Annotated in this window: 23 protein-coding genes; 21 read left to right on the forward strand and 2 right to left on the reverse strand. The window is 70.7% G+C overall.

Annotated features, from left to right (window positions below; all coding sequences use genetic code 11):
• Positions 1-53: 53 nt before the first annotated feature.
• The 3 genes from thrS to AC6EH9_RS18440 are packed head-to-tail and all read left to right on the forward strand — an operon-like array spanning position 54 to position 3,593.
• On the forward strand, positions 54-2,060 hold the full coding sequence (gene thrS, locus AC6EH9_RS18430; RefSeq protein WP_498425135.1) for a threonine--tRNA ligase: 2,007 nt from the start codon (positions 54-56) through the stop codon (positions 2,058-2,060).
• Positions 2,061-2,064: 4 nt separating this feature from the next.
• Positions 2,065-3,024 carry a hypothetical protein gene (locus AC6EH9_RS18435; protein ID WP_498425136.1) on the forward strand — a complete coding sequence of 320 codons (960 nt, stop codon included), beginning with the start codon at positions 2,065-2,067 and terminating at the stop codon, positions 3,022-3,024.
• A gap of 23 nt (positions 3,025-3,047) precedes the next feature.
• A complete protein-coding gene (locus AC6EH9_RS18440; protein ID WP_498425137.1) occupies positions 3,048-3,593 on the forward strand; it encodes an HIT family protein in 546 nt (181 codons plus the stop codon).
• Positions 3,594-3,616: 23 nt separating this feature from the next.
• Here the strand turns inward: AC6EH9_RS18440 and AC6EH9_RS18445 are convergent, their stop codons facing one another.
• A complete protein-coding gene (locus AC6EH9_RS18445) occupies positions 3,617-3,751 on the reverse strand; it encodes a hypothetical protein (RefSeq protein ID WP_498425138.1) in 135 nt (44 codons plus the stop codon).
• Between the two features lie 94 nt (positions 3,752-3,845).
• Here AC6EH9_RS18445 and pgsA point away from each other — a divergent pair, with 94 nt between their 5' ends.
• From pgsA to AC6EH9_RS18490, 9 genes are all read left to right on the forward strand, one after another.
• Positions 3,846-4,469, forward strand: a complete 624-nt coding sequence (gene pgsA, locus AC6EH9_RS18450) for a phosphatidylinositol phosphate synthase (RefSeq protein WP_498425139.1) — start codon at positions 3,846-3,848, stop codon at positions 4,467-4,469.
• A 9-nt stretch (positions 4,470-4,478) separates the two neighbouring features.
• Positions 4,479-5,036: a DUF6891 domain-containing protein gene (locus AC6EH9_RS18455; RefSeq protein ID WP_498425140.1), complete on the forward strand. Its 558-nt coding sequence runs from the start codon at positions 4,479-4,481 to the stop codon at positions 5,034-5,036.
• Between the two features lie 115 nt (positions 5,037-5,151).
• Positions 5,152-5,919: a YebC/PmpR family DNA-binding transcriptional regulator gene (locus AC6EH9_RS18460; protein ID WP_498425141.1), complete on the forward strand. Its 768-nt coding sequence runs from the start codon at positions 5,152-5,154 to the stop codon at positions 5,917-5,919.
• 82 nt (positions 5,920-6,001) lie between these two features.
• Positions 6,002-6,523: a crossover junction endodeoxyribonuclease RuvC gene (gene ruvC, locus AC6EH9_RS18465; protein WP_498425142.1), complete on the forward strand. Its 522-nt coding sequence runs from the start codon at positions 6,002-6,004 to the stop codon at positions 6,521-6,523.
• Positions 6,520-7,119 (forward strand): Holliday junction branch migration protein RuvA, encoded by a 600-nt coding sequence (gene ruvA, locus AC6EH9_RS18470; protein WP_498425143.1) that lies wholly within the window; start codon positions 6,520-6,522, stop codon positions 7,117-7,119. Before ruvC ends, ruvA begins: the two co-directional genes overlap by 4 nt.
• A gap of 1 nt (position 7,120) precedes the next feature.
• Positions 7,121-8,209, forward strand: coding sequence for a Holliday junction branch migration DNA helicase RuvB (gene ruvB / locus AC6EH9_RS18475; protein ID WP_498425144.1), 1,089 nt, complete (start codon positions 7,121-7,123; stop codon positions 8,207-8,209).
• A 145-nt stretch (positions 8,210-8,354) separates the two neighbouring features.
• On the forward strand, positions 8,355-8,708 hold the full coding sequence (gene yajC / locus AC6EH9_RS18480; protein WP_498425145.1) for a preprotein translocase subunit YajC: 354 nt from the start codon (positions 8,355-8,357) through the stop codon (positions 8,706-8,708).
• A 46-nt stretch (positions 8,709-8,754) separates the two neighbouring features.
• Positions 8,755-9,273 carry an adenine phosphoribosyltransferase gene (locus AC6EH9_RS18485; protein ID WP_498425186.1) on the forward strand — a complete coding sequence of 173 codons (519 nt, stop codon included), beginning with the start codon at positions 8,755-8,757 and terminating at the stop codon, positions 9,271-9,273.
• A 127-nt stretch (positions 9,274-9,400) separates the two neighbouring features.
• Positions 9,401-11,632 (forward strand): RelA/SpoT family protein, encoded by a 2,232-nt coding sequence (locus AC6EH9_RS18490; RefSeq protein WP_498425187.1) that lies wholly within the window; start codon positions 9,401-9,403, stop codon positions 11,630-11,632.
• 358 nt (positions 11,633-11,990) lie between these two features.
• Here AC6EH9_RS18490 and AC6EH9_RS18495 read toward each other — a convergent pair whose 3' ends face one another.
• Positions 11,991-13,172 carry a DUF349 domain-containing protein gene (locus AC6EH9_RS18495; protein WP_498425146.1) on the reverse strand — a complete coding sequence of 394 codons (1,182 nt, stop codon included), beginning with the start codon at positions 13,170-13,172 and terminating at the stop codon, positions 11,991-11,993.
• Positions 13,173-13,356: 184 nt separating this feature from the next.
• Between AC6EH9_RS18495 and AC6EH9_RS18500 the strand changes: the two genes are divergently transcribed.
• The 9 genes from AC6EH9_RS18500 to AC6EH9_RS18540 all read left to right on the forward strand — a co-directional run bounded on the left by AC6EH9_RS18500 (position 13,357) and on the right by AC6EH9_RS18540 (position 24,630).
• On the forward strand, positions 13,357-14,091 hold the full coding sequence (locus AC6EH9_RS18500) for an MBL fold metallo-hydrolase (protein ID WP_498425147.1): 735 nt from the start codon (positions 13,357-13,359) through the stop codon (positions 14,089-14,091).
• A gap of 5 nt (positions 14,092-14,096) precedes the next feature.
• Complete coding sequence (gene hisS / locus AC6EH9_RS18505) at positions 14,097-15,440, forward strand: histidine--tRNA ligase (RefSeq protein ID WP_498425148.1); 1,344 nt, start codon at positions 14,097-14,099, stop codon at positions 15,438-15,440.
• The gene (aspS, locus tag AC6EH9_RS18510) at positions 15,437-17,233 is read left to right on the forward strand and encodes an aspartate--tRNA ligase (protein WP_498425149.1); all 1,797 of its coding nucleotides are present in this window, start codon (positions 15,437-15,439) and stop codon (positions 17,231-17,233) included. The genes hisS and aspS overlap by 4 nt, the downstream gene beginning before the upstream one ends.
• Positions 17,234-17,369: 136 nt before the next feature.
• A complete protein-coding gene (locus tag AC6EH9_RS18515; protein WP_498425150.1) occupies positions 17,370-19,013 on the forward strand; it encodes a peptide ABC transporter substrate-binding protein in 1,644 nt (547 codons plus the stop codon).
• A gap of 205 nt (positions 19,014-19,218) precedes the next feature.
• Positions 19,219-20,145: an ABC transporter permease gene (locus AC6EH9_RS18520; protein ID WP_498425151.1), complete on the forward strand. Its 927-nt coding sequence runs from the start codon at positions 19,219-19,221 to the stop codon at positions 20,143-20,145.
• Complete coding sequence (locus AC6EH9_RS18525; protein WP_498425152.1) at positions 20,138-21,094, forward strand: ABC transporter permease; 957 nt, start codon at positions 20,138-20,140, stop codon at positions 21,092-21,094. The genes AC6EH9_RS18520 and AC6EH9_RS18525 overlap by 8 nt, the downstream gene beginning before the upstream one ends.
• A gap of 16 nt (positions 21,095-21,110) precedes the next feature.
• Positions 21,111-22,139 (forward strand): ABC transporter ATP-binding protein, encoded by a 1,029-nt coding sequence (locus AC6EH9_RS18530; RefSeq protein WP_498425153.1) that lies wholly within the window; start codon positions 21,111-21,113, stop codon positions 22,137-22,139.
• Complete coding sequence (locus AC6EH9_RS18535) at positions 22,132-23,148, forward strand: ABC transporter ATP-binding protein (protein WP_498425154.1); 1,017 nt, start codon at positions 22,132-22,134, stop codon at positions 23,146-23,148. Before AC6EH9_RS18530 ends, AC6EH9_RS18535 begins: the two co-directional genes overlap by 8 nt.
• A gap of 105 nt (positions 23,149-23,253) precedes the next feature.
• Positions 23,254-24,630: a replication-associated recombination protein A gene (locus tag AC6EH9_RS18540; RefSeq protein ID WP_498425155.1), complete on the forward strand. Its 1,377-nt coding sequence runs from the start codon at positions 23,254-23,256 to the stop codon at positions 24,628-24,630.
• Positions 24,631-24,650: the final 20 nt, after the last annotated feature.

Raw genomic sequence — 24,650 nt, forward strand, 5'->3', positions numbered from 1 at the left:
CAAGCCCGATACGATCACCGAGTCCGCACGACCCTCGTAGGAAAGGCCTCCACGTGTCCGAGATCAAGGTCACCGTCGTCAGCGCAGACGAGAGCTCTGGGCGAACGGTGACGCAGCGGACCCTCGAGGCGGGCACCAAGGCCTGGGAGCTCTTCGCCGAGGACCCGGCGATCATCGCGGCCCGCGTCGGCGGACAGCTCAAGGACCTCGCCTACGAGCTGGTCGAGGGCGACGAGGTCGAGGGCGTGGCCATCGACTCCGCCGACGGGCGCGACATCCTGCGCCACTCCACCGCGCACGTGATGGCCCAGGCCGTCCAGGAGATCTTCCCCGACGCCAAGCTCGGGATCGGCCCGCCGGTGGAGAACGGCTTCTACTACGACTTCGACGTCGAGACGCCGTTCGTGCCCGAGGACCTCGCCAAGATCGAGAGCCGGATGCGCAAGATCATCAAGGAGGGACAGAAGTTCTCCCGCCGGGTGGTCTCCGACGCCGACGCCCTCAACGAGCTCGTCGACGAGCCCTACAAGCTCGAGCTGATCGGGCTCAAGGGCGCCGGCAACTCCGCCGACGCCGCCGAGGGCGCCTCGGTCGAGGTCGGCGGCAGCGAGCTGACGATCTACGACAACCTCAACCGCAAGGGCGAGGTCGCGTGGAAGGACCTGTGCCGCGGCCCGCACCTGCCGACCACCAAGCGGATCCCCGCCTTCAAGCTGATGCGCTCGGCCGCGGCGTACTGGCGCGGCGACGAGAAGAACAAGCAGCTGCAGCGCATCTACGGCACCGCCTGGGAGTCCAAGGAGGCGCTGGACGCGCACCTGCACCGCATCGAGGAGGCCGAGCGCCGCGACCACCGCAAGCTCGGCCGCGAGCTGGACCTGTTCAGCTTCCCCGACGAGATCGGGTCCGGCCTTCCGGTCTTCCACCCCAAGGGCGGGGTGATCAAGCGGGCGATGGAGGACTACGTCCGCGAGCGCCACATCGCGGAGGGCTTCGACTACGTCGGCACCCCGCACCTCGCCAAGGAGGGGCTGTTCTACACCTCCGGTCACCTGCCCTACTACGGCGAGGGCATGTTCCCGGCCCTCGACGTGGACGGCATGGACTACCGCCTCAAGGCGATGAACTGCCCCATGCACAACCTGATCTACCGCTCGCGTCAGCGCTCCTACCGTGAGCTGCCGCTGCGGCTCTTCGAGTTCGGCCACGTCTACCGCCACGAGAAGTCCGGCGTGATCCACGGGCTGACCCGGGTGCGCGGCTTCGCCCAGGACGACTCGCACTCCTACGTCACCCCCGAGCAGGCACCGGCCGAGGTGGAGCACCTGCTCAACTTCATGCTCAGCCTGCTGCGCGACTTCGGCATCGACGACTTCTACCTCGAGCTGTCCACGCGCGACGCCGCCAAGGACAAGTTCATCGGCTCCGACGAGGACTGGGCGGTCGCCACCCAGGTCCTCGAGGACGTCGCGGTGGCCACCGGGCTCGAGCTCGTGCCCGACCCGGGCGGCGCGGCCTACTACGGCCCGAAGATCTCGGTGCAGGCGCGCGACGCCATCGGCCGGACCTGGCAGATGGGCACCGTGCAGTACGACTTCAACCAGCCCTCGGCCGACCGCTTCAACCTCGAGTACGTCGCCGCCGACGGCTCGCGCCAGCAGCCGGTGATGATCCACTCCGCGAAGTTCGGCTCCATCGAGCGGTTCATGGGTGTCCTGGTGGAGCACTACGCCGGCGCGTTCCCGCCCTGGCTGGCGCCGGTCCAGGTCGTCGGCATCCCGATCGCGGAGCGGCACAACGACTACCTCTACGAGGTGGCGGCGCGGCTGAAGAAGGCCGGGATCCGGGTCGAGATCGACGAGTCCGACGACCGGATGCAGAAGAAGATCCGCAACGCCCAGATGCAGAAGGTCCCGTTCATGCTGATCGCCGGCGACGCCGACGTGGAGGCAGGCGCGGTGTCGTTCCGCTACCGCAACGGCGACCAGGACAACGGCGTCGACATCGACGAGGCGGTACGTCGCGTGGTCGAGGCGGTCGAGAGCCGCGTCCAGGTCTGAGCGGGTGCGGCGGCGCGGCGCGGGCCTGATGCTCGCCGCCGCGCTGCTCGCCGGCTGCGCTCCGGCCCAGGAGACCCAGCCCGCGCTGCCCGACCCGTCGGCGCCGAGCGCCGGCCCCACCTCGGTGGTGAAGCCGGTCCAGGACGACCAGGCCGCCCGGCTGCAGGCGCTGGCCGAGCTCGCCGAGCAGGCCGCCGCCGACCTGCCGGAGCCGCGGAAGCCGAAGCCGCGGGCGTCGGGGGAGGCGGTGCTGGGCGCCGACATCAGCTGGCCGCAGTGCCCGCCCGGGCTCGGCATCCCCGAGCGGCGCACGCTCGGCATGCCGATGCCGATCGCGCAGGCCGAGTACGTGGTGATCGGGCTGACCAACGGCCCCGGCTTCACCGAGAACCCCTGCCTGCGCGACCAGGTCGCCTGGGTGCGCGACCGGGGCCTGATGGCCGCGGCGTACGCGGTGGCGAGCTGGCCGCAGCGCGCCGCGGTCGCCGAGCACGGCGCCAGCGGCCCCTACGACGGCGCCACCCGCCTCGGCGCGCTGGCCAACACCGGCTACCACCAGGCGCTCTACGCCGTCGCGGCGATGCGCCGCGCCGGGCTGAGCTCACCGCTGGTCTGGGTCGACGTCGAGCCCGTCAAGGACTTCGAGTGGAGCGCCGACCCGGTCGCGAACGCCGCCGTGGTCGAGGGCTCGGTCAAGGGCTACCGCGCGGCCGGCTACGCGGTCGGCGTCTACTCCACGCCGTACCTGTGGGCGCAGATCGTCGACGACCTCACCCTCGGGCTGCCCGAGTGGCGCGCCGCGGGGGAGACCTCCGCCGAGGAGGCGCTGCGCCGTTGCGGGGCGGGGGAGTCGATCCAGGGCGGCGACGCCGTGCTCGGCCAGTGGGTGCAGGACCGACGCGACCAGAACCTCACCTGCCCGGGCATCGAGTCGGACCTCGGACGCTGGTTCCACCAGTACTGAGCGCCCGCCCTAGGGTGATCCCCATGAGCCAGCCTGACGAAGCGGTGCACCAGGACGGCGTCGGCGAGCCCGACGACCTCGACCGGCTGTGGACGCCGCACCGGATGGCCTACATCCGCGGCGAGAACAAGCCCGCCGGCTCGTCGGCCGAACAGTGCCCGTTCTGCCGGATCCCGACGCTCGGCGACGAGGAGGGCCTGGTCGTCGTGCGCGGCGAGCTCGCCTACGTGGTGCTCAACCTCTACCCCTACGCGCCCGGGCACCTGATGGTCTGCCCCTACCGCCACATCGCCGACTACACCGAGACCACCGACGCCGAGGCGGCCGAGATCGCCGACCTCACCCGCCAGGCGATGCGCGTGGTCCGCACCGTCTCGGGGGCGCAGGGCTTCAACATCGGGATGAACCAGGGCGCGATCGCCGGCGCCGGCATCTCCGCCCACCTGCACCAGCACGTCGTGCCGCGCTGGGCAGGTGACCAGAACTTCATGCCGATCATCGGGCGCACCAAGACCCTGCCCGAGCTCCTCACCGAGACCCGGGCGCTGTTCGCCGCAGCCTGGAGGTGAGCGCCCGGGAGCCGGGCTGAGGGCTACTTCTTGCCCTTGAGCGCCGCCTTCTCCATGGCGCTGGCGCTCTCGGCCTTGTCGCGCTTGTCGGAGCGCTTCTCCTTGAGGGACTTGCTGGACTTCTTGGACATGCCCTGACGGGGCGACTTGTCGCTCATGAGGCCTCCTGGATAGGAAGCCTGGGTGGCTTCGTGTGTCGACCGTACGCCCCATCGCCCCACACCGCCGACGACCGGCTAGCCTGCTCCCGCCATGTTGGACAGATTCCGCGCCTTCTGGACGAAGGTCATCACGCCCATCGCCCGCCTGCTGACCAGGCTGGGCGTCAGTCCCGACGCCGTCACGCTGGTGGGCACCCTCGGTGTCTGCGCCGGCGCCCTGGCCTTCTTCCCGCGCGGCATGCTGCTCACCGGCGTGCTGGTGATCACCGCCTTCGTCTTCAGCGACCTGCTCGACGGCACGATGGCGCGGCTGTCGGGACGCTCCAGCAAGTTCGGCGCGTTCCTGGACTCGACGTTGGACCGGATCGGGGACGCCTCGATCTTCGGCGGGCTGGCGCTCTACTTCGCCGGCCCCGGTGACTCGCGCCTGTACCTGTGGCTCTCGCTGATCTGCCTGGCGATGGGGTCGGTCACCTCCTACGCCCGGGCCCGGGCCGAGTCCCTGGGCTTCCAGGCCAAGGTCGGCATCGCCGAGCGCGCCGACCGGCTGGTCGCGATCCTGGTGATGACCGGCCTCGGCGCGATCTTCGACCTCCCGGTGCTGATGTACGTCGCGCTGTGGGTGCTGGCCTTCGCCAGCACGATCACCGTGGCTCAGCGGATCTGGGTGGTGCGCCAGCAGTCGCTCGCCCACGACGCCGCCCCCGATGCCTGAGGGGCGCCGGTGAGCTCCCAGCAGGACCGCACCGAGCAGGAGCTGCGCGAGCACGTCCGGCTCCAGGTCCGCTCGGGCCTGCTGTCGTCCGAGGAGCTGCTGGCCGACGTGGTCGCGGTCGTCGACGCGGCGCTGCCGCACCTGGAGGCCTCGGTGCTGGCCCGGGCCTGGATCGCGGCCGAACGGCGTGCCCTGGCCGTCGACGCTGCCGGCTGGACCGCGCCGACCGGCCACGACCGGCTGAAGGCAGCGCTCGCCGAGTGCGAGCAGCACCGGGTCCGGGTGCTGGTGGGCGCCGGGGTGGCCGAGGCCCGCGCGGAGGCCGAGCGGATCGTCGCCGCCGGGGCGACGCTGCGCGGACTCCTGCGCTTCGGGGTCCTCGACGTGTGGCGTGCCGTCGACGAGCCCGTCCTGTGCGGCGAGCTGCGCCACCCCACCGGCCACCTGGCCGTCGAGGGCGACGCCCTGCTCGGCCCGGTCACCGCGTGCCTGCGCAACCACGGGCTCGCCTCGCACCTGCGCGACGGCGTCCTGGAGATCGCGGTGCGCTGGCAGCCCCGCCCGTGAGCGGCGCCACCCCAGGTAGGATCGACGAGGCCCGACAGGGGCCGTCGACGGTGTCGCCGCGCATCCGCAGGAGTGCGCGACGTCCGCGCACGCAGTCCGAGTAGAAGAGGGACCCATGTCTGGCCACTCCAAATGGGCGACGACCAAGCACAAGAAGGCCGTCGTCGACGCCAAGCGCGGCAAGATGTTCGCCAAGCTGATCAAGAACATCGAGGTCGCGGCCCGGATGGGCGGCGGTGACCCCTCCGGCAACCCGACCCTCTACGACGCCATCCAGAAGGCCAAGAAGTCGTCGGTCCCCAACGACAACATCGACCGCGCGGTCAAGCGCGGCTCGGGCGCCGAGGCGGGTGGCGCGGACTACTCCACGATCATGTACGAGGGCTACGGGCCCAGCGGCGTCGCGATGCTCATCGAGTGCCTCACCGACAACAAGAACCGCGCCGCGATGGAGGTCCGCACCGCGATGACCCGCAACGGCGGCTCGCTGGCCGACCCGGGGTCGGTGTCGTTCCTCTTCCACCGCAAGGGCGTCGTGGTGGTGCCCGCCGAGCAGGACGGCAAGACCGTCACCGAGGACGACCTCCTCGAGGCCACCCTGGACGCCGGCGCCGACACCATCAACGACCTGGGTGACGCCTTCGAGGTGATCTCCGAGGCCACCGACCTGGTCGCGGTGCGCACCGCCCTGCAGGCCGCCGGCATCGACTACGACTCCGCCGACGCCTCGTTCGTGCCCGACCTGCAGGTCGAGCTCGACAAGGACGCGGCGGCGAAGATGTTCCGCCTGGTCGACGTCCTGGAGGACCTCGACGACGTGCAGAACCTGTTCGCCAACCACTCGGTCTCCGACGAGGTGATGGCCGAGCTCGAGGAGGACTGACGCCCCGCGTGTCCTGCGCCGTAAGGCGGGGGGCCCGCGATAGCGTTCCTCCGAACAGGTGTTCGGACGGAAGGCTGGCTTGATGCGTGTCCTCGGGATCGATCCCGGACTCACCCGCTGCGGGATGGGAGTCGTCGACGGAGAGGTCGGCCGGCCGTTGACGATGATCGACGTCAACGTGCTGCGCACCTCGGCATCGGAGCCGGTGCCGATCCGGCTGGTGACGATCCTGAACGGCGTCGACGCCTGGCTCGACGAGTTCCAGCCCGACGCGGTCGCCATCGAGCGGGTCTTCGCCCGCTCCGACGTCAGCACCGTGATGGGCACCGCCCAGGCCAGCGGCATCGCGATGGTCTGCGCGGCCCGCAGGGGCCTGCCGGTCGCGCTGCACACCCCCAGCGAGGTCAAGGCGGCGGTGTCCGGCAGTGGACGCGCCGACAAGGCGCAGGTCGGTGCGATGGTGACCCGGATCCTGCGGCTCTCCGCGCCACCCAAGCCCGCCGACGCCGCCGACGCGCTGGCGCTGGCGATCACCCACATCTGGCGCGGAGGCGCCCAGGCCCGCATCGACGCAGCCGTGGCTGCGGCAGGGAGGAAGAGATGATCGCGTTCGTGCGCGGCGAGGTCGCCGCCGTCACGCTGAGCAGCGCCGTGGTGGAGGTCGGCGGCGTCGGCCTCGAGCTGATGTGCACGCCCGGCACGCTGGCCACCCTGCGCCCCGGCCAGCAGGCGACGCTGCCCACCAGCATGGTGGTGCGCGAGGACTCCCTGACGCTGTTCGGCTTCCTCGACTCCGACGAGAAGGCCGTCTTCGAGCTGGTGCAGACCGCCTCCGGCGTCGGCCCCAAGCTCGCCCAGGCGATGATCGCCGTGCTCAGCCCCGACGACCTGCGCCGCGCGGTGGCCGCCGAGGACGTCAAGACGCTCACCCGGGTCCCCGGCGTGGGCCAGAAGGGCGCCCAGCGGATCATCCTCGAGCTCAAGGACCGCATCGGCCCGCCCACCGGCTCCGGAGCCCGCCCCGGCGCCGCGGCCCCGGCCGCCGCCTGGCGCGAGCAGGTCCACCAGGGCCTGGTCGGACTGGGCTGGTCGGCCAAGGAGGCCGACAAGGCCGTCGAGTCGGTCGCCCCTGACGCCGGCGACGCCCCGGACGTCGGCGCCCTGCTGCGCGCCGCGCTGCGCACGCTGAGCAAGGCCTGAGATGGACTACTCCGACGAGGACGTCGACGAGCTGGCCGCCGCCGAGCAGGCGCACCTGCGCTCGCTGACGGCCGCCGAGGCAGAGGGCGACGAGCGCGCCGTCGAGGCCGCGCTGCGCCCGCGCAGCCTCGACGAGGTGGTCGGCCAGACCCGCGTGCGCGAGCAGCTCGGGCTGGTCCTGGAGGCGGCCCGCCAGCGTGGGCGCGCGCCCGACCACGTGCTGCTCTCCGGGCCGCCGGGACTGGGCAAGACCACGCTGGCGATGATCATCGCCGCCGAGATGAGCACGCCGCTGCGCTTGACCAGCGGCCCGGCGATCACCCACGCCGGCGACCTCGCCGCGATCCTGTCGGGCATGAACGAGGGCGACGTCCTCTTCGTCGACGAGATCCACCGGATGTCGCGCCCGGCCGAGGAGATGCTCTACATGGCGATGGAGGACTTCCGCGTCGACGTCGTCATCGGCAAGGGCCCCGGCGCCACCGCCATCCCGATCGAGATCCCGCCGTTCACGCTGGTCGGCGCCACCACCCGCGCCGGCCTGCTGCCCGGCCCCCTGCGCGACCGGTTCGGCTTCACCGCCCACCTGGAGTTCTACGAGCCCGCCGAGCTCGACCTGATCGTGCGCCGCTCCGCCGGCCTGCTCGGGGTGGAGCTGACCGACGAGGGCTCCGCCGAGATCGCGTCGCGCTCCCGGGGCACCCCGCGGATCGCCAACCGGCTGCTGCGCCGGGTGCGCGACTACGCGCAGGTCCGCGCCGACGGGGTGGTCAGCCTGCCGATCGCCCACGCCGCGCTGGATCTCTACGAGGTGGACCAGTGCGGCCTGGACCGGCTCGACCGGGGGGTGATCGACGTGCTGTGCCGCCGCTTCGGCGGTGGACCGGTCGGCGTCTCCACGCTGGCCGTGGCCGTCGGCGAGGAGCGCGAGACCGTCGAGGAGGTCGCCGAGCCGTTCCTGGTCCGGATGGGCTTCCTGGCCCGCACCCCGCGCGGGCGGGTGGCCACCCCGGCCGCCTGGCAGCACCTCGGGCTGACCGCGCCGCCGTCGGCGTACCCGGCAGGAGACGAGCCCCTCTTCGACGAGTGAGTCGGCCGCGGCCGCCGCCGGGAGCGGCGGCGCGGACGTCGCGCGGGTGCGGCTGTGGCCCGGCTCCCGGACTAGACTGGCTCATCGGAGCGTGGCGTCGCTGCCCTCCGTGCTCACCCGTTGTACATCCGAAAGGCCCCCTGTCGTGGAGTTCCTGCCCATCATCGCCATCGCGGTGATCTTCTGGCTGCTGATGATCCGTCCCGCCTCGCGTCGTCAGAAGCAGCTCAGCCAGATGCAGAGCGGGCTCGCCGCCGGCGACCGCGTGATGCTCTCCTCCGGCATCTTCGGGACCGTGCAGAGCACCGAGGCCGCCGACCGGCTGCACATCGAGGTCGCTCCGGGCACCGTGCTCGAGGTGGCCCGCGGGGCCATCGCCAACGTGCTGAGCGAGCCGGTCGCCGAGGCCGACGAGCTCGAGGCCCCGGCCGAGGTGGAGCACCCGGACGCCTCCGCCGAGCGCCCCGACCAGGGCCCCAACCTCCGCAAGGAGCCGTGAGCTCTCCGTGAGCCCCAGCGACGTGCTGCTGCGCGCCGGCGAGGCCATGTCGCGCTTCGTGCCCGACGTCCCCGACTTCCCCAAGCCGGGCGTCATCTTCAAGGACATCACTCCGCTGCTCGCCGACCACACGGCGTTCACCACCGTGATCGAGGCGCTGGCCGAGGCCGGGCGCGACGAGCAGGGCCACCCGGTCGTCGACAAGGTGCTCGGCATGGAGGCGCGTGGCTTCATTCTCGGCGCCCCGGTCGCGCTCGCCCTCGGCGTCGGGTTCGTGCCGGTGCGCAAGGTCGGCAAGCTGCCGCGCGAGACGCACGCGGTCTCCTACGACCTCGAGTACGGCCAGGCCACCCTGGAGATGCACCGCGACGCGATCGCCCCCGGCGAGCGCGTGCTGCTCGTCGACGACGTGCTCGCCACCGGCGGCACCCTCGCCGCCACCCAGGACCTCGTGCGGGCCTGCGGCGGCGAGGTCCACGCCATCGCGGTGCTGCTGGAGCTCACGTTCCTCTCTGGTCGTGACGCCCTGGGCGACACCGACCTGAGGGTCGTGACGGCCGTCTGAGCGAGCGCGCACCACACTTTCGACTCCCGCTGCGGCCGAGCCCTAGACTGTGCCAATGACCGAGGATCGCGACGTTCCGCCGTTGCGCGAACGTGCGCCCCAGCCGGCCGGCACGTCGACGCGCAGCATGCGAGCCCGGCTGGCCCGCATCGGCACGCGGGCCCAGAGCGGCAACCCGGTCCTGGAGCCGCTCTTCCGCTCCGTGCGCGCGAACCACCCCAAGGCCGACCTGGCGCTGCTCGAGCGCGCCTACCTGGTCGCGGAGAAGATGCACGGGACGCAGACCCGCAAGAGCGGCGACCCCTACATCACCCACCCGCTCGCGGTGACCACCATCCTCGCCGACATCGGGATGACCGAGCCCACGCTGGTGGCCGCGCTGCTGCACGACACGGTCGAGGACACGCCGTACACGCTCGACCAGCTGCGCGAGGAGTTCGGCGACGAGGTGGCCCGCCTGGTCGACGGCGTGACCAAGCTCGACAAGGTCAAGTACGGCGACTCCGCCCAGGCCGAGACGATCCGCAAGATGATCGTCGCGATGTCGCGCGACATCCGGGTGCTGGTGATCAAGCTCGCCGACCGCCTGCACAACATGCGCACGCTGCGCTACGTCAAGCAGGAGACGCAGGAGCGCAAGGCCCGCGAGACGCTCGACATCTATGCGCCGCTGGCCCACCGCCTCGGCATGAACACCCTCAAGTGGGAGCTCGAGGACCTCGCGTTCGCGACCCTGCACCCGAAGATCTACGACGAGATCGTCCGGATGGTCGCCGAGCGGGCGCCCTCGCGCGATCAGTTCCTGGCCGAGGTGATCGCCCAGGTGGAGGCCGATCTCAAGGAGGCCCGGGTCAAGGCCCGCGTCACCGGGCGGCCCAAGCACTACTACTCGATCTACCAGAAGATGATCGTCGGCGGACGCGAGTTCACCGACATCTACGACCTGGTCGGGATCCGGATCCTGGTCGAGGAGGACCGCGACTGCTACTCCGCGCTCGGCGTCCTGCACGCCCGGTGGAACCCGGTCCTCGGCCGGTTCAAGGACTACATCGCGCTGCCCAAGTTCAACATGTACCAGTCGCTGCACACGACCGTGATCGGTCCGCAGGGCAAGCCCGTCGAGCTGCAGATCCGCACCTTCGCGATGCACCGCCGCGCCGAGTACGGCGTCGCTGCGCACTGGAAGTACAAGGAGAACGGGCGCGCCGGCGTCGACACCGAGCGCCGCGGCGACGTCGACGACATGACCTGGGTGCGCCAGCTCCTCGACTGGCAGAGCGAGGTCGAGGATCCGGGCGAGTTCCTGGAGTCGCTGCGCTTCGAGATCAACCGCGCCGAGGTCTACGTCTTCACCCCGCGCGGCGACGTGATCGCGCTGCCCGTCGGCGCCACACCGGTCGACTTCGCCTACGCCGTACACACCGAGGTCGGGCACCGCACCATCGGCGCCCGGGTCAACGGCCGCCTGGTCCCGCTGGAGTCCACGCTCGAGAACGGCGACGTGGTCGAGGTCTTCACCTCCAAGTCCGACAGCGCCGCGCCCTCGCGCGACTGGCTGACGTTCGTGAAGTCGCCGCGGGCCCGCTCCAAGATCCGGCAGTGGTTCACCAAGGAGCGCCGCGACGAGGCCATCGAGCGCGGCAAGGACCAGATCGCCCGGCTGATGCGCAAGGAGGGGCTGCCCCTCAAGCGGCTGCTCTCGTACGAGACGCTCTCGGCGGCGGCGGCCCACTACAAGCTCGCCGACGTGACCGCGCTCTACGCCGCGGTGGGGGAGGGCAACCTCAGCGCCCAGGCCGTCGTACGCCACGTGCTCGAGGTGCACGGCGGGCCCGCCGGTGCCGCGGAGGACCTGGCCGAGGGCATCAACATCACCCACCGCCGGTCGCGGTCCAAGGCGACCACGCCCGGCGACACCGGCGTCATCGTCAAGGGCGTCGCCGACGTGTGGGTCAAGCTGGCCAAGTGCTGCACCCCGGTGCCGCCGGACCCGATCCTGGGCTTCGTCACCAAGGGCGGGGGAGTCTCGGTGCACCGTCGCGACTGCACCAACGCCACCGCGCTCACCAACCAGCCCGAGCGACTCCTCGACGTGGAGTGGGCGCCCACCGCGCTCTCGACGTTCCTGGTCAACATCCAGGTCGAGGCGCTCGACCGGGCCCGGCTGCTCTCCGACATCACGATGGCGCTCTCGGACGTCCACGTGAACATCCTCAGCGCCCAGCTGAGCACCACCCGCGACCGCGTCGCCAAGAGCCGCTTCACCTTTGAGATGGCCGACGCCAAGCACCTCGACTCGGTGCTGCGCGCCGTGCGCACGGTGCCGGGGGTGTTCGACGCGTACCGGGTGACGCAGTAGGGGTGGCGCTCGCCGCGGGATTCACGAGTTAACTCGTGAAACCCGCACTTCCCACATGTTGCAACACGTGGGAAGTGGGGGTTTCGTGTGGTCAGTTCGGCTGGGGTGAGGCGGGCGCTTTGTGTGGGGCGCAAGTGGCTTGAGTGGTAGCGCCGGGTGTGGCATTCACGAGTTAACTCGTGAAACCCGCACTTCCCACACGTTGCAACACGTGGGAAGTGCGGGTTTCACGTGCCCAGTACGGCGAGCGCCGGGCGCCGCGCCATCCGCCGGGCGCCGCGCCATCCGCCGGGCGCCGCGCCATCCGCCGAGCGCCGCGCGCCACCCGCCGGGCGCCGCGCCGCGCCCGCCCACAAACTCAGCCGCTGAACTCCTCGGCGGCCTTGCGGGCCATGTCCAGGAAGGCCTGGCGCGAGGCGAGGTTCTCCTCGAGGTCCTTGATCTTCTTCGCGTCGCCGCCGGCGCGGGCGGAGTCGAGCTGGGTCTCGACGTCGGCGATCGCCTTCTCCAGCTTGGTGACCATGTCGTCGGCGCGGGCGGACTTCTCCGGGTTCGAGCGCTTCCACTGCTCGTCCTCGACGGTGCGGATCGCCTGCTCGACCTTGCGCATCCGGGCCTCGAGGTCCTTGATCCGGTCGCGGGGGACCTTGCCGGCGGCGTCCCAGCGGTCCGCCAGGTCGCGGAAGGAGCGCTTGGCGGCCTCGACGTCGCCGACCGGGAGCAGCGCCTCGGCCTCGATCAGGAGCTTCTCCTTGACCTCGGCGTTGGCCGCGAACTCGCGGTCCAGCTCGGCGTTGGAGGCGTCGCGGGCGCCGAAGAAGGCGTCCTGGGCGCCGCGGAACCGCTTCCACAGGGCGTCGTCGATCTCGCGCTGGGCCGGCCCGGCGGCCTTCCAGTCGCGCATCAGGTCACGGAACCGGCCGGCGGTCGGACCCCACTCGGTGGACGTGGCCAGGGTCTCGGCCTCGGCCGCGAGCCGCTCCTTGATCGCCTTGGCCGCGTCGCGCTTCTCGTGCTGCTCGGCGAAGTGCGACTTGCGCCGGCGGGTGTAGGCGGTGCGGGCGGTGGAGAAGCGCCGCCACAGGGTGTCGTCGGAGGGGCGGTCGAGGCGGGGCAGCGCCTTCCACTCCTCGAGCAGCTCGCGCAGCCGGTTGGCGCCGTTGCGCCAGTCGTTGCCGGCGGCCAGCTTCTCGGCCTGCGCGACGATGCGCTCCTTCTCGACCCGCGACGCGGCGAGCTTCTCGGCCTTCTCCGCCTTCCGCGCCTCGCGCTGGGCCTCGATCACCTCCCCGAGCGCGTCCAGGCGGGTGGCGAGCCCCTCGAGGTCGCCGACGGCGTTGGCCCCGGTCACCTGGGCGCGCACCTTCGTCACCGACTCGGCGGCCTCCTCCGGCGTCATCACCCCCGAGACGATCCGCTTCTCCAGCAGCTCCACCTCGAAGGCGAGCGCGGCGTACCGCTCGGTGAAGAACTTCAGTGCTTCCTCAGGGGTGCCTTCGGGGTACTGCCCCACGGAGCGCTCGCCATCGGAGGTGCGCACGTAGACCGTGCCATCCTCGGCGACTCGACCCCACTCTTGACCCGTCACTGGTAATCCTCTTCACTCGGCCGAACGGTGGCAGGCGCCCATGCTAGCGATCGACCGCGCAACGTGCCCGCCCTCGCCCTGTCCGGTGCCCAGAACCGATGCGACGGAACGTTGTCGCGCTCGGTAGTCTGCCTGGGTGCTGATCGCTGGGTTTCCTGCCGGTCCCTGGGGGACGAACTGCTACGTCGTCGCGACCGGGGCGGGCAACGAGTGCGTCGTCATCGACCCCGGCAAGGACTCCGCCGCCGGCGTCGCGGAGGTGGTGCGCGAGCACCGGCTCAAGCCGGTCTCCGTCCTGGTCACCCACGGACACATCGACCACATGTGGTCGGTGGCCCCGGTGGCCGGCACCTACGACGCCACCGCGTGGATCCACCCCCGCGACCGGCACCTGCTCACCGACCCGATGGCCGGCATGTCGCGCGAGAGCACCCAGATGCTCCTGGGCGGCGACTACACCTGGGCCGAGCCCGACGACGTCCGCGAGCTCGGCGACGCCCAGAGCCTGGAGATCGCCGGGCTGACCTTCGTCGTGGACCACACCCCCGGCCACACCGAGGGGTCGGTCACCTTCCGCACGCCGTACGGCGCGGCGGCGGGCCAGCCGGAGATCTCCGAGCTGATGTTCTCCGGCGACCTGCTCTTCGCCGGCTCGATCGGGCGCACCGACCTGCCCGGCGGGGACCATCCCACGATGCTGCGCAGCCTGACCGACAAGGTGCTGCCGCTGTCCGACGACATCGTGGTGCTGCCCGGGCACGGCGAGCAGACGTCGATCGGTCGCGAGCGCGCCACCAACCCCTTCCTGCGTGAGCTCATCGAGTCCCCCGGCGAGACCGGGTCCGCAGGCCGAGTCACCCGAGGTCTGTGAATCACATGTTGCCCAAGCTCGCGGCACCCAAGGGCGTGCCCGAATACCTTCCCCCCGCCTCGGCGGCCTGGCTGGCGATCCAGGCGGCGCTCTCCGCGCCGGCCATCAACGCCGGCTACGGCTACATCGAGCTGCCGGTCTTCGAGGACACCGCGCTCTACGTGCGCGGGGTGGGGGAGTCCACCGACGTGGTCTCCAAGGAGATGTACACCTTCACCGACCGCGGCGGCCGCTCGCTGACGCTGCGCCCCGAGGGCACCGCCGGGGTGATGCGCAGCGTCATCGAGCACAGCCTGGACCGCGGCCAGCTGCCGGTGAAGCTCTGGTACGCCGGGCAGTTCTTCCGCGCCGAGCGCCCCCAGCACGGCCGCTACCGCCAGCTCCAGCAGTTCGGCATCGAGGCGATCGGCTCCGACGACCCGGCCCTGGACGCCGAGGTGATCGCGATCGCCGACGACGGCTACCGCTCCCTGGGGCTGACCGGCTACCGCACCGAGCTGACCTCGCTGGGCTGTCGCGAGTGCCGGCCCGGCTACCGCGAGCGGCTCACCGCCTTCCTCGCCGGCCTCGACCTCGACGAGGCGACCCGGGAGCGCTCGGTGCTCAACCCGCTGCGCGTCCTCGACGACAAGCGCCCCGAGGTGCAGGCCCAGCTCGGCGAGGCGCCGCTGATGCTCGACCACCTGTGCGCGGACTGCGCCGAGCACTTCGGCGAGGTGCGCGCGCTGCTCGACGCCGCCGGCACGCCGTACACGCTGAGCCCGCGGCTGGTCCGCGGCCTCGACTACTACACCCGCACCACCTTCGAGTTCGTCCACGACGGCCTCGGCGCCCAGTCCGGGATCGGCGGCGGCGGTCGCTACGACGGCCTGATGGCCGAGCTCGGCGGCCAGGAGCTGTCCGGGATCGGCTTCGGGCTGGGCCTCGACCGCACCTTCCTCGCCTGCCAGGCCGAGGGACTCGCGGTCGGACCGGCTCGCGCCCTCGACGCGTACGTCGTACCGCTGGGCGCCGCCCGCGGCCGGGCCGCCCTGCTCGCCACCGAGCTGCGCCGCGCTGGCGTCCGCACCGACCAGGCTTTCGGCGGGCGCGGGCTCAAGGGCGCGATGAAGGCCGCGGACAAGTCGGGGGCGGCCTACGTCGTCGTACTCGGCGAGCGCGACCTCGAGCAGGGCACCGCCCAGCTCAAGGAGATGGACACCGGCGAGCAGCGCAGCGTCGCCCTCGACGACCTCGTCGCGACCCTGCGCGACCTGGTCGCCCCCGGCTCGGCCCCCGCGCCGACCGCAGACACCCCGGACACCCCTGACACCGCAGTACCGACCCCCACCAAGGAGCAACTCTCGTGATCCGCACCCATGACGCCGGCGCCCTGCGCGCCGAGCACGTCGGCCAGACCGTCACCCTCGCCGGGTGGGTGGGCCGCAGGCGCGATCACGGTGGCGTCGCGTTCCTCGACCTGCGCGAGGCCAGCGGCGTGGTCCAGGTGGTGGTGCGTGACGAGGCCGTCGCGCACAGCCTGCGCAACGAGTACTGCCTGAAGATCACCGGCACGGTCTCGCTGCGCCCCGAGGGCAACGCCAACCCCAACCTGCCCAGCGGCGAGATCGAGGTCATCGCGGACGCGGACGGGGGAGTCGAGGTGCTCAGCACCTCCGCCCCGCTGCCGTTCCCGATCGACGACCACGTCGACGTGGGGGAGGAGGTGCGCCTCAAGCACCGCTACCTCGACCTGCGCCGCAGCGGGCCCAACCACGCCCTGCGCCTGCGCAGCAAGATCAACAAGGCCGCGCGCGACGTCCTCGAGGGCCACGAGTTCGTCGAGATCGAGACGCCCACGCTGACCCGCTCCACCCCCGAGGGCGCCCGCGACTTCCTGGTGCCGGCCCGACTGCACCCGGGCAGCTGGTACGCGCTGCCGCAGAGCCCGCAGCTGTTCAAGCAGCTGCTGATGGTGGCCGGCATGGAGCGCTACTACCAGATCGCGCGCTGCTACCGCGACGAGGACTTCCGCGCCGACCGGCAGCCCGAGTTCACCCAGCTCGACATCGAGATGAGCTTCATCGAGCAGGACGACGTCATCGAGCTGATGGAGGAGATCCTGGCCTCGATGTGGCGGCTCATCGACGTCGAGATCCCGCGGCCGATCCCGCGGATGACCTACGCCGACGCGATGGCGCGCTTCGGCTCCGACAAGCCCGACCTGCGGATGGGCCTGGAGCTCGTCGAGTGCACCGAGTACTTCAAGGACACCCCGTTCCGGGTGTTCTCCCCGGCCAACGCCGAGTACGTCGGCGCGGTGGTGATGCCCGGCGGCGCCAGCCAGCCGCGCAAGAAGCTCGACGCCTGGCAGGAGTGGGCCAAGCAGCGCGGCGCCAAGGGCCTGGCCTACGTGCTGGTCCAGGAGGACGGCTCGCTGACCGGCCCGGTGGCCAAGAACATCACCGACGAGGAGAAGGCCGGCCTGGCCGCCCACGTCGGCGCCGCGCCCGGCGACTGCATCTTCTTCGCTGCCGGCGCCACCAAGTCCAGCCGTGCGCTGCTCGGCGCCGCGCGCCTGGAGATCGGCCGCCGCGGCGGGCTGATCGACGAGAGCGCGTTCGCCTTCACCTGGGTCGTGGACGCGCCGCTGTTCGAGCCGAGCTCGGAGGCCGTGGCCAGCGGCGACGTGGCCGTCGGCGCAGGGTCCTGGACGGCCGTCCACCACGCGTTCACCAGCCCCAAGCCGGAGTTCGTCGACACCTTCGACCGCGACCCCGGCTCCGCGCTGGCCTACGCCTACGACATCGTCTGCAACGGCAGCGAGCTCGGGGGCGGCTCGATCCGGATCCACCGCGAGGACGTCCAGAAGCGGGTCTTCGCGGTGATGGGAATCACCGACGAGGAGGCGGACGAGAAGTTCGGGTTCCTGCTCGACGCCCTCAAGTACGGCGCCCCGCCGCACGGCGGCATCGCGATCGGGATGGACCGCATCGCCGCGATCCTCGCGGGGGCGGACTCGATCCGCGACGTCATCGCCTTCCCGAAGTCCGGCGGAGGCTACGATCCACTGACGTCGGCTCCTGCGCCGATCACGCCCGCACAGCGCAAAGAAGCCGGTGTGGACGCCAAGCCGGCGCAGGAAAACCCGTCCGAGGGCTGATCGGCCAAACCCCGATACCCGCACCCGTGTCCGGATCGTTACGCGCGAGTGATCGATCCGGCACGCCCGGGCACATAGAGTCCGGTCCAGCGCTCGGACATCGAGCACGTGATTTGCCATCAGAAGGAGGACATACATGCGACGCGTTTCCCGCTCCATGGCTGTCGTCGCCGTCTCTGCCTTGACGCTCGTTGCGTCGGCTTGTGGATCGGGCGATGACGACGACAAGAACAATGCCGAGGGCAGCAACGGGGGCTCGGGCGGTGAGATCGTCGTTCGCGGATGCAACCCGGAGAACCCGCTCGTCCCGCAGAACACGGCCGAGACCTGCGGTGGTGACGTCCTCGACGTGACCACCTCCAAGCTCGTCCACTACAACGTGGAGAACGCCGAGCCGGAGATGGACATCGCCGAGTCCATCGAGACCGACGACAACCAGACGTTCACGGTCACCATCAAGGACGACTACAACTTCTCCGACGGGACCCCCGTCACGGCGGCCAGCTTCGTCGACGCGTGGAACTACGCCGCCTACGGCCCCAACGGCTACCAGGCCAACTACTTCTTCGAGCCCTTCGAGGGCTACGCGGACATGCAGTGCGCCGACGAGGAGTGCAAGAAGGAGCCGGCCGCCAAGGAGCTCTCGGGCCTCAAGGTCGTCGACGACAAGACCTTCACGATCAAGACCACCGAGAAGGTCTCGAACCTCCCCGTGCGTCTGGGCTACACCGCCTTCGCCCCGCTTCCGGAGTCCTTCTTCGAGGACCCCGAGGCCTTCGGTGAGGCTCCCATCGGAGCCGGCCCCTACAAGGTCGACACCTGGGACAAGAACCAGCAGATCGTGGTGAGCAAGAACCCGGAGTACTCCGGTGACTTCGCCGGCAAGGTCGACCAGATCACGTTCCGGATCTACACCGACTCCAACGCGGCCTACAACGAGGTCGTCAGCGGCGAGCTGGACATCACCAACGAGATCCCCACCGACGTCCTCACCGGCGACCAGTGGCTGCAGGACCTCTCCGACCGCGGCACCACCCGTGAGGTCGGCGTGATCCAGCTGCTCGGCATCAACCCCGACGTGGACAAGAACCTGGCGAACCCCGAGGTCCGCAAGGCCATCTCGATGGCGATCAACCGCCAGGAGATCATCGACCAGATCTTCGCCGGCTCGCGTGAGCCCGCCACCGGCTGGGTCTCGCCCGTCGTCGACGGCTACAAGGCCGACCAGTGCGGCGACGCCTGTGTCTACGACCCGGAGAAGGCCAAGGAGACCCTCGAGGCCGCCGGTGGCTACAAGGGCGACGCGCTGACCATCACGGTCAACGGCGACGCGGACCACGGCCCCTGGGCCGAGGCTGCCTGCAACTCCATCAAGGGGGCGCTGGGCGTCGAGTGCACGGTCAAGAAGACGGTCGACTTCGCGACCTTCCTCACCGACCTGGACGAGCGCAAGACCAAGGGCATGTTCCGCTCGGGCTGGCAGATGGACTACCCGTCCATCGAGAACTTCCTCGTGCCGCTGTACGCCAAGGGCGCGGCGTCGAACTACTACGACTTCGACGACGCCGACTTCAACCGCCTGACCAAGGAGGGCGCTGCCGCCGAGTCCCTGGACGAGGCCAACGCCAAGTACCAGGAGGCCGAGCTTCGCCTGGCCGAGGACATGCGCGTCATCCCGCTGTGGTACTCCACGGCCAACGTGGGCTGGTCGGACAGCGTGAACGAGGTTGCCGTCAACTCGTTCGGTGTCCCGGACTACGCCAACGTCACCCTCAAGTGACAGTGGCTTGATCCAGCAATGACACTGGGTCGATCCAGCATTGACACTGGGTTGACCCAGCATTGATACGGGGGTGTGCTGGTCGCGGTAAGCGGCCAGCACACCCCCGGTCAGTGGGACATTGTTCCGCTGATGCAACAATTCCCCCCGACCGCGCGCGGCTTGGCCGCGCGCTTTGTGACGAGATCGAAACGACGGAGGCAAGATGGGCAACTACATCGCCCGCCGGCTCTTGCAGATGATCCCGGTCGTTCTCGGTGCGACGTTCCTCATCTACGCGATGGTGTTCGCCATGCCGGGCGACCCCACGGCCGGCAAGTGCGGCGAACGACCCTGTTCGGATGCCTACGTCGCGCAGTTCCGTGAGAAGTACAACCTCGACGACCCGCTGGTCGTCCAGTACGTGAAGTACCTCGGCAACGTCGTCCAGGGCGACTTCGGCGAGAACCGCTACGGCAACCCGGTCAGCGAGGAGCTCTCCGAGCGCTTCGCGGTCACCGCCAAGCTCGGCGCCATGGCCCTCGTGATCGAGGCCGTGATCGGAGTCCTGGCCGGCGTCCTCGCCGGGTTGCGAAAAGGCGGGTTCGTGGACGGCCTGGTGCTGGTCAGCACGCTGTTCGTGATCTCGATCCCGGTGTTCGTGATCGGCCGCGTCGCCCAGCTCTACCTCGGCGTGCGCGCGGGCTGGTTCCCGGTCACCGTCTCCATGGACGCCACGTTCTACGACCTGTTCCTCCCGGCCTTCGTGCTGGCCTCGACGTCGCTGGCCTACCTGGCCCGGTTGATGCGCACGAACCTCGCGGACAACATGAAGTCCGACTACATCCGTACCGCCACCGCCAAGGGCCTGAGCCGGGGCCGGGTGGTCGGCGTCCACGCGCTGCGCAACTCGATGATCCCGGTCGTCACCTTCCTGGGCTACGACTTCGGCGCCCTGCTCGGTGGCGCGATCATCACCGAGGGCATCTTCAACATCCCCGGTGTCGGCAACTACATCTTCCAGGGCATCCACCAGCGCGACGGGATCGCCGTCGTCGGTGCGGTCACGGCGCTGGTGCTGATCTACCTGCTCGCCAACCTCATCGTGGACCTGCTGTACGGCGTACTCGACCCGAGGATCAGCCATGACTGACATCAACGAGACTCTCGCGACGGGCGGCCACGCCGGCCCGCTCGTGGGGGGCCCCGACGAGGCCCCCGCGGCCCGCAGCACCGCCGGCGGCCAGTCCCTGCGGGGACAGGCCTGGGGCGAGCTGCGTCGCAAGCCGATGTTCTGGATCTCGGCGAGCATCATCGCCGTGTTCGTGGTGATGGCCATCTGGCCCTCGCTGTTCACCAACACCGGTCCCCGCGAGTTCATCCTGTCCGAGGCCCGCGCCACCCCGAGCGGTGACGCCTGGTTCGGGCGCGACACCCAGGGCTACGACATCTACGCCCGCTGCATCTACGGCGCCCGCGCCTCGATCCTGGTCGGCCTGTTCGCGACCATCGGCACCGCGGTGCTGGGCTCGTTCTTCGGCCTCGTCGGCGGCTACAACGGCGGCTGGATCGACGCGCTGATCAGCCGGTTCGCCGAGATCTTCTTCGCGATCCCGCTGCTGCTCGGCGCGATCATCCTGCTGTCGACGCTGCGCACCGACGACGCCGGCTACTTCACCATCGTCTTCCAGGTGGTGCTGGTGCTGGTGGTCCTCGGCTGGCCGAGCCTCTTCCGGCTGATGCGCTCGTCGGTGCTGCAGGTCAAGCCCAACGACTACGTCCAGGCCGCCCGCGCCCTGGGTGCTTCGCCGCTGCGGATCATCACCTCGCACATCCTGCCCAACGCGCTGGGGCCGGTGATCGTGGTCTCGACGATCAACCTCGGTGTCTTCATCTCGGCCGAGGCTGCGCTGTCCTTCCTGGGCATCGGCCTGGAGCCGCCCACCGTCTCCTGGGGCGTGATGATCTCCGAGGCGACCAACGCGATGCGCTCCGCGCCGCACGTCCTGCTGTTCCCCGCCATGTTCCTCAGCCTCGCCGTCCTCGGGTTCATCATGCTCGGCGACGCGGTGCGAGACGCGTTCGACCCCAAGTCGCGGTGAACCGGAAAGTGATTCGATGACAGCCGAAACCATGGGACGTCCCTCCAAGTCCAACGGGTCCTACGAGGGCTCGCTGCTGGAGGTCGAGGACCTCCACGTGGAGTTCCACACCCGCGAGGGGGTGGCCCGCGCGATCAACGGCGTGGACCTGTACCTCCAGGAGGGCGAGACCCTCGCCGTGCTCGGTGAGTCGGGCTCGGGCAAGTCCGTGACGGCGCAGGCCATCATGGGCATCCTCGACATGCCCCCGGCCCACATCCCCCGCGGCAAGATCCGCTACCGCGGCCAGGACCTGCTGAAGATGAGCGACAAGGACCGGCGCCGGGTGCGCGGCCCGGAGATCTCGATGATCTTCCAGGACGCGCTCTCCGCGCTGAACCCCGTCTTCCCGGTGGGCTGGCAGATCGCGGAGATGTTCCGCGTCCACGAGGGCATGAACAAGTCCGACTCCCTGGAGCGGGCCGTCCGGCTGATGGAGCGGGTGCAGATCCCGGCCGCCAAGGAGCGGGTGAAGGCCTACCCGCACCAGTTCTCCGGCGGCATGCGCCAGCGGATCATGATCGCGATGGCGATCGCGCTCGACCCGGCGGTGCTGATCGCCGACGAGCCGACCACCGCCCTGGACGTCACCGTCCAGGCGCAGATCATGGCGCTGCTGCAGGAGCTGCGCGAGGAGCGCCGGATGGGGCTCATGCTGATCACCCACGACCTGGGCGTCGTGGCCGACGTGGCCGACCGCATCTCGGTGATGTACGCCGGGCAGATCATGGAGCGCGCCGACGTCGGGCCGCTCTACGCGAACCCCGGTCACCCCTACACCGAGGGGCTGATCGCCTCCATCCCGCGCCTGGACCAGAAGGGCAAGGAGCTCTTCGCGATCAAGGGCCTCCCGCCGAACCTGCTCGCGATGCCGAGCGGCTGTCCCTTCCACCCCCGCTGCCACCGCGCCCAGGACGTCTGCCGCGTCGAGCACCCCGCGCTGCGCGAGGTGGTGCCCGGTAGGCGTAGTCGCTGCCACTTCGCCGAGGAGGTTCTCGATGTCTGAGGTGATCCTCAGAGCCGTCGGGCTCAAGAAGCACTACCCGCTCAAGGACGGCCTGCTGCGCCGTACCGTCGGCCACGTCAAGGCCGTCGACGGCGTCGACTTCGAGCTGCGCGCGGGGGAGACCCTCGGGGTCGTCGGCGAGTCCGGCTGTGGGAAGTCCACGCTGGGGCGGCTGCTGATGCGCCTGGAGGAGCCCACCGAGGGCACCTTGGAGTTCAACGGCGTCGACATGTACTCCCAGAGCCGGCGCGAGATGCGCCGGTTGCGCCGCGACATCCAGATCGTGTTCCAGGACCCCTACACCTCGCTGAACCCGCGGATGACCGTCGGCGACATCATCGGGGAGCCGCTGGACATCCACCCGGACGTGACCCCGAAGGCCGGGCGCAAGGCCCGGGTGCAGGAGCTGATGGAGATGGTCGGGCTGAGCCCCGAGCACATCACCCGCTACCCGCACCAGTTCTCCGGCGGCCAGCGTCAGCGCATCGGCATCGCCCGCGGCATCGCCCTGAACCCCAAGGTGCTGATCTGCGACGAGCCGGTCTCCGCGCTCGACGTGTCGGTGCAGGCGCAGGTCATCAACGTGATGGAGAACCTCAAGCGCGAGCTGGGGCTCGCCTACGTGTTCATCGCCCACGACCTGTCGGTGGTGCGCCACATCTCCGACCGGGTCGCGGTGATGTACCTGGGCAAGATCGCCGAGCTGGGCACCGAGGACGAGATCTACGAGCGGCCCACGCACCCCTACACCCAGGCCCTGCTCTCGGCCGTGCCGGTGCCCGACCCGGCCCTGCGCGGGACGCGCCAGCAGATCCGGCTCTCCGGCGACGTGCCCTCGCCGGCGAACCCGCCCACGGGCTGCCGGTTCCACACCCGCTGCTGGATGGCCAAGGAGATCTGCTCCCAGGAGGAGCCGCAGCTCATCGCGCGCCCCGACCTGGGCGGGTCGCACCCGTCCGCGTGCCACTTCGCCGAAGAGGCGATGGTCGCCTCCGCGTCGCGACGCTGAGCCACGGCCCAGCTCGAGCCCGGTCCGGCGGCAACGCCGGGCCGGGCTCGAGTCGCGCTGAGCCCGGCGCACGGTGCCGGCCGGCGGGTCGCCTAGGCTGACGGCGTGGAGGGTCTGTTCGAGGTGTCGCAGGGCGGTGCCCGCACCCCGGCAGCGGGCGGGGGCGGTGCCCTTGCCGGCAACACCCACGCCTCGGCGCCGCTGGCGGTGCGGATGCGTCCGCGCACCCTCGACGAGCTCGTCGGGCAGGCGCAGCTGCGCGCGGACGGCTCCCCGCTGCGCCGGCTGATCGAAGGCGACCAGTCGATGTCGTTGCTGCTGTGGGGCCCTCCGGGGACCGGCAAGACCACGATCGCCTCGATCGTCAGCCAGCAGACCGACCGTCGCTTCGTGGAGGTCTCCGCGGTCGCGGCCGGCGTCAAGGAGGTCCGCGCAGCCATCGACGCGGCGCGTTCCGAGCTGGTGCGCGGCGGACGCGAGACCGTGCTCTTCGTCGACGAGGTGCACCGCTTCAGCAAGGCCCAGCAGGACGCGCTGCTGCCCGGGGTGGAGAACCGCTGGGTGACGCTGGTGGCGGCCACCACCGAGAACCCGTTCTTCTCGGTGATCTCGCCGCTGCTCTCGCGCAGCCTGCTGCTGCGTCTGCAGTCGCTGACCGACGACGACATCCGGGCGGTGATCGCCCAGGCGCTCGCCGACGAGCGCGGGCTGGCCGGCGCGGTGGAGCTCGACGAGGACGCCCGCGAGCACCTCGTCCGGCTGGCCGGCGGGGACGCGCGCCGCTCGCTCACCTATCTGGAGGCCGCCGCCGGTGCCGCCCGCTCGAAGGGCTCGTCGGTCGTCGACCTGGCCACCGCCGAGACGGCCGTGGACCAGGCCGCGGTGCGCTACGACCGCCAGGGCGACCAGCACTACGACGTGACCAGCGCCTTCATCAAGTCGGTGCGCGGCTCCGACGCCGACGCCGCGCTGCACTACCTGGCCCGGATGATGGAGGCCGGCGAGGACCCCCGCTTCATCGCCCGGCGGCTGATCATCCTCGCCAGCGAGGACATCGGCCTGGCCGACCCCACCGCGCTCACCACCGCCGTGGCCGCCGCTCAGGCGGTGCAGCTGATCGGGATGCCCGAGGCCCGGCTCAACCTGGCGCAGGCCACCATCGCCCTGGCGGTGGCGCCCAAGTCCAACGCGGTGATCACCGCGATCGACGCCGCGAGCGCCGACGTACGGGCGGGGAAGATCGGTCCGGTGCCCAGCCACCTGCGCGACGCCCACTACTCGGGGGCCAAGAAGCTCGGCCACGGGGCCACCTACCGCTACAGCCACGACGAGCCGTTCGGCATCGCCGAGCAGCAGTACGCCCCCGATGTGATCCTCGACGCGCAGTACTACCGGCCCACCTCGCTGGGGGCCGAGGCGGGGATCAAGGAGCGCTGGGAGCGGGTTCGACGTCTGGTCCGGGGCGTGAAGTCCCGGCGCTAGCGGCGGGCGATAGGGTCTGG

It is taken from the genome of Nocardioides sp. Z21_20 (assembly GCF_059766585.1).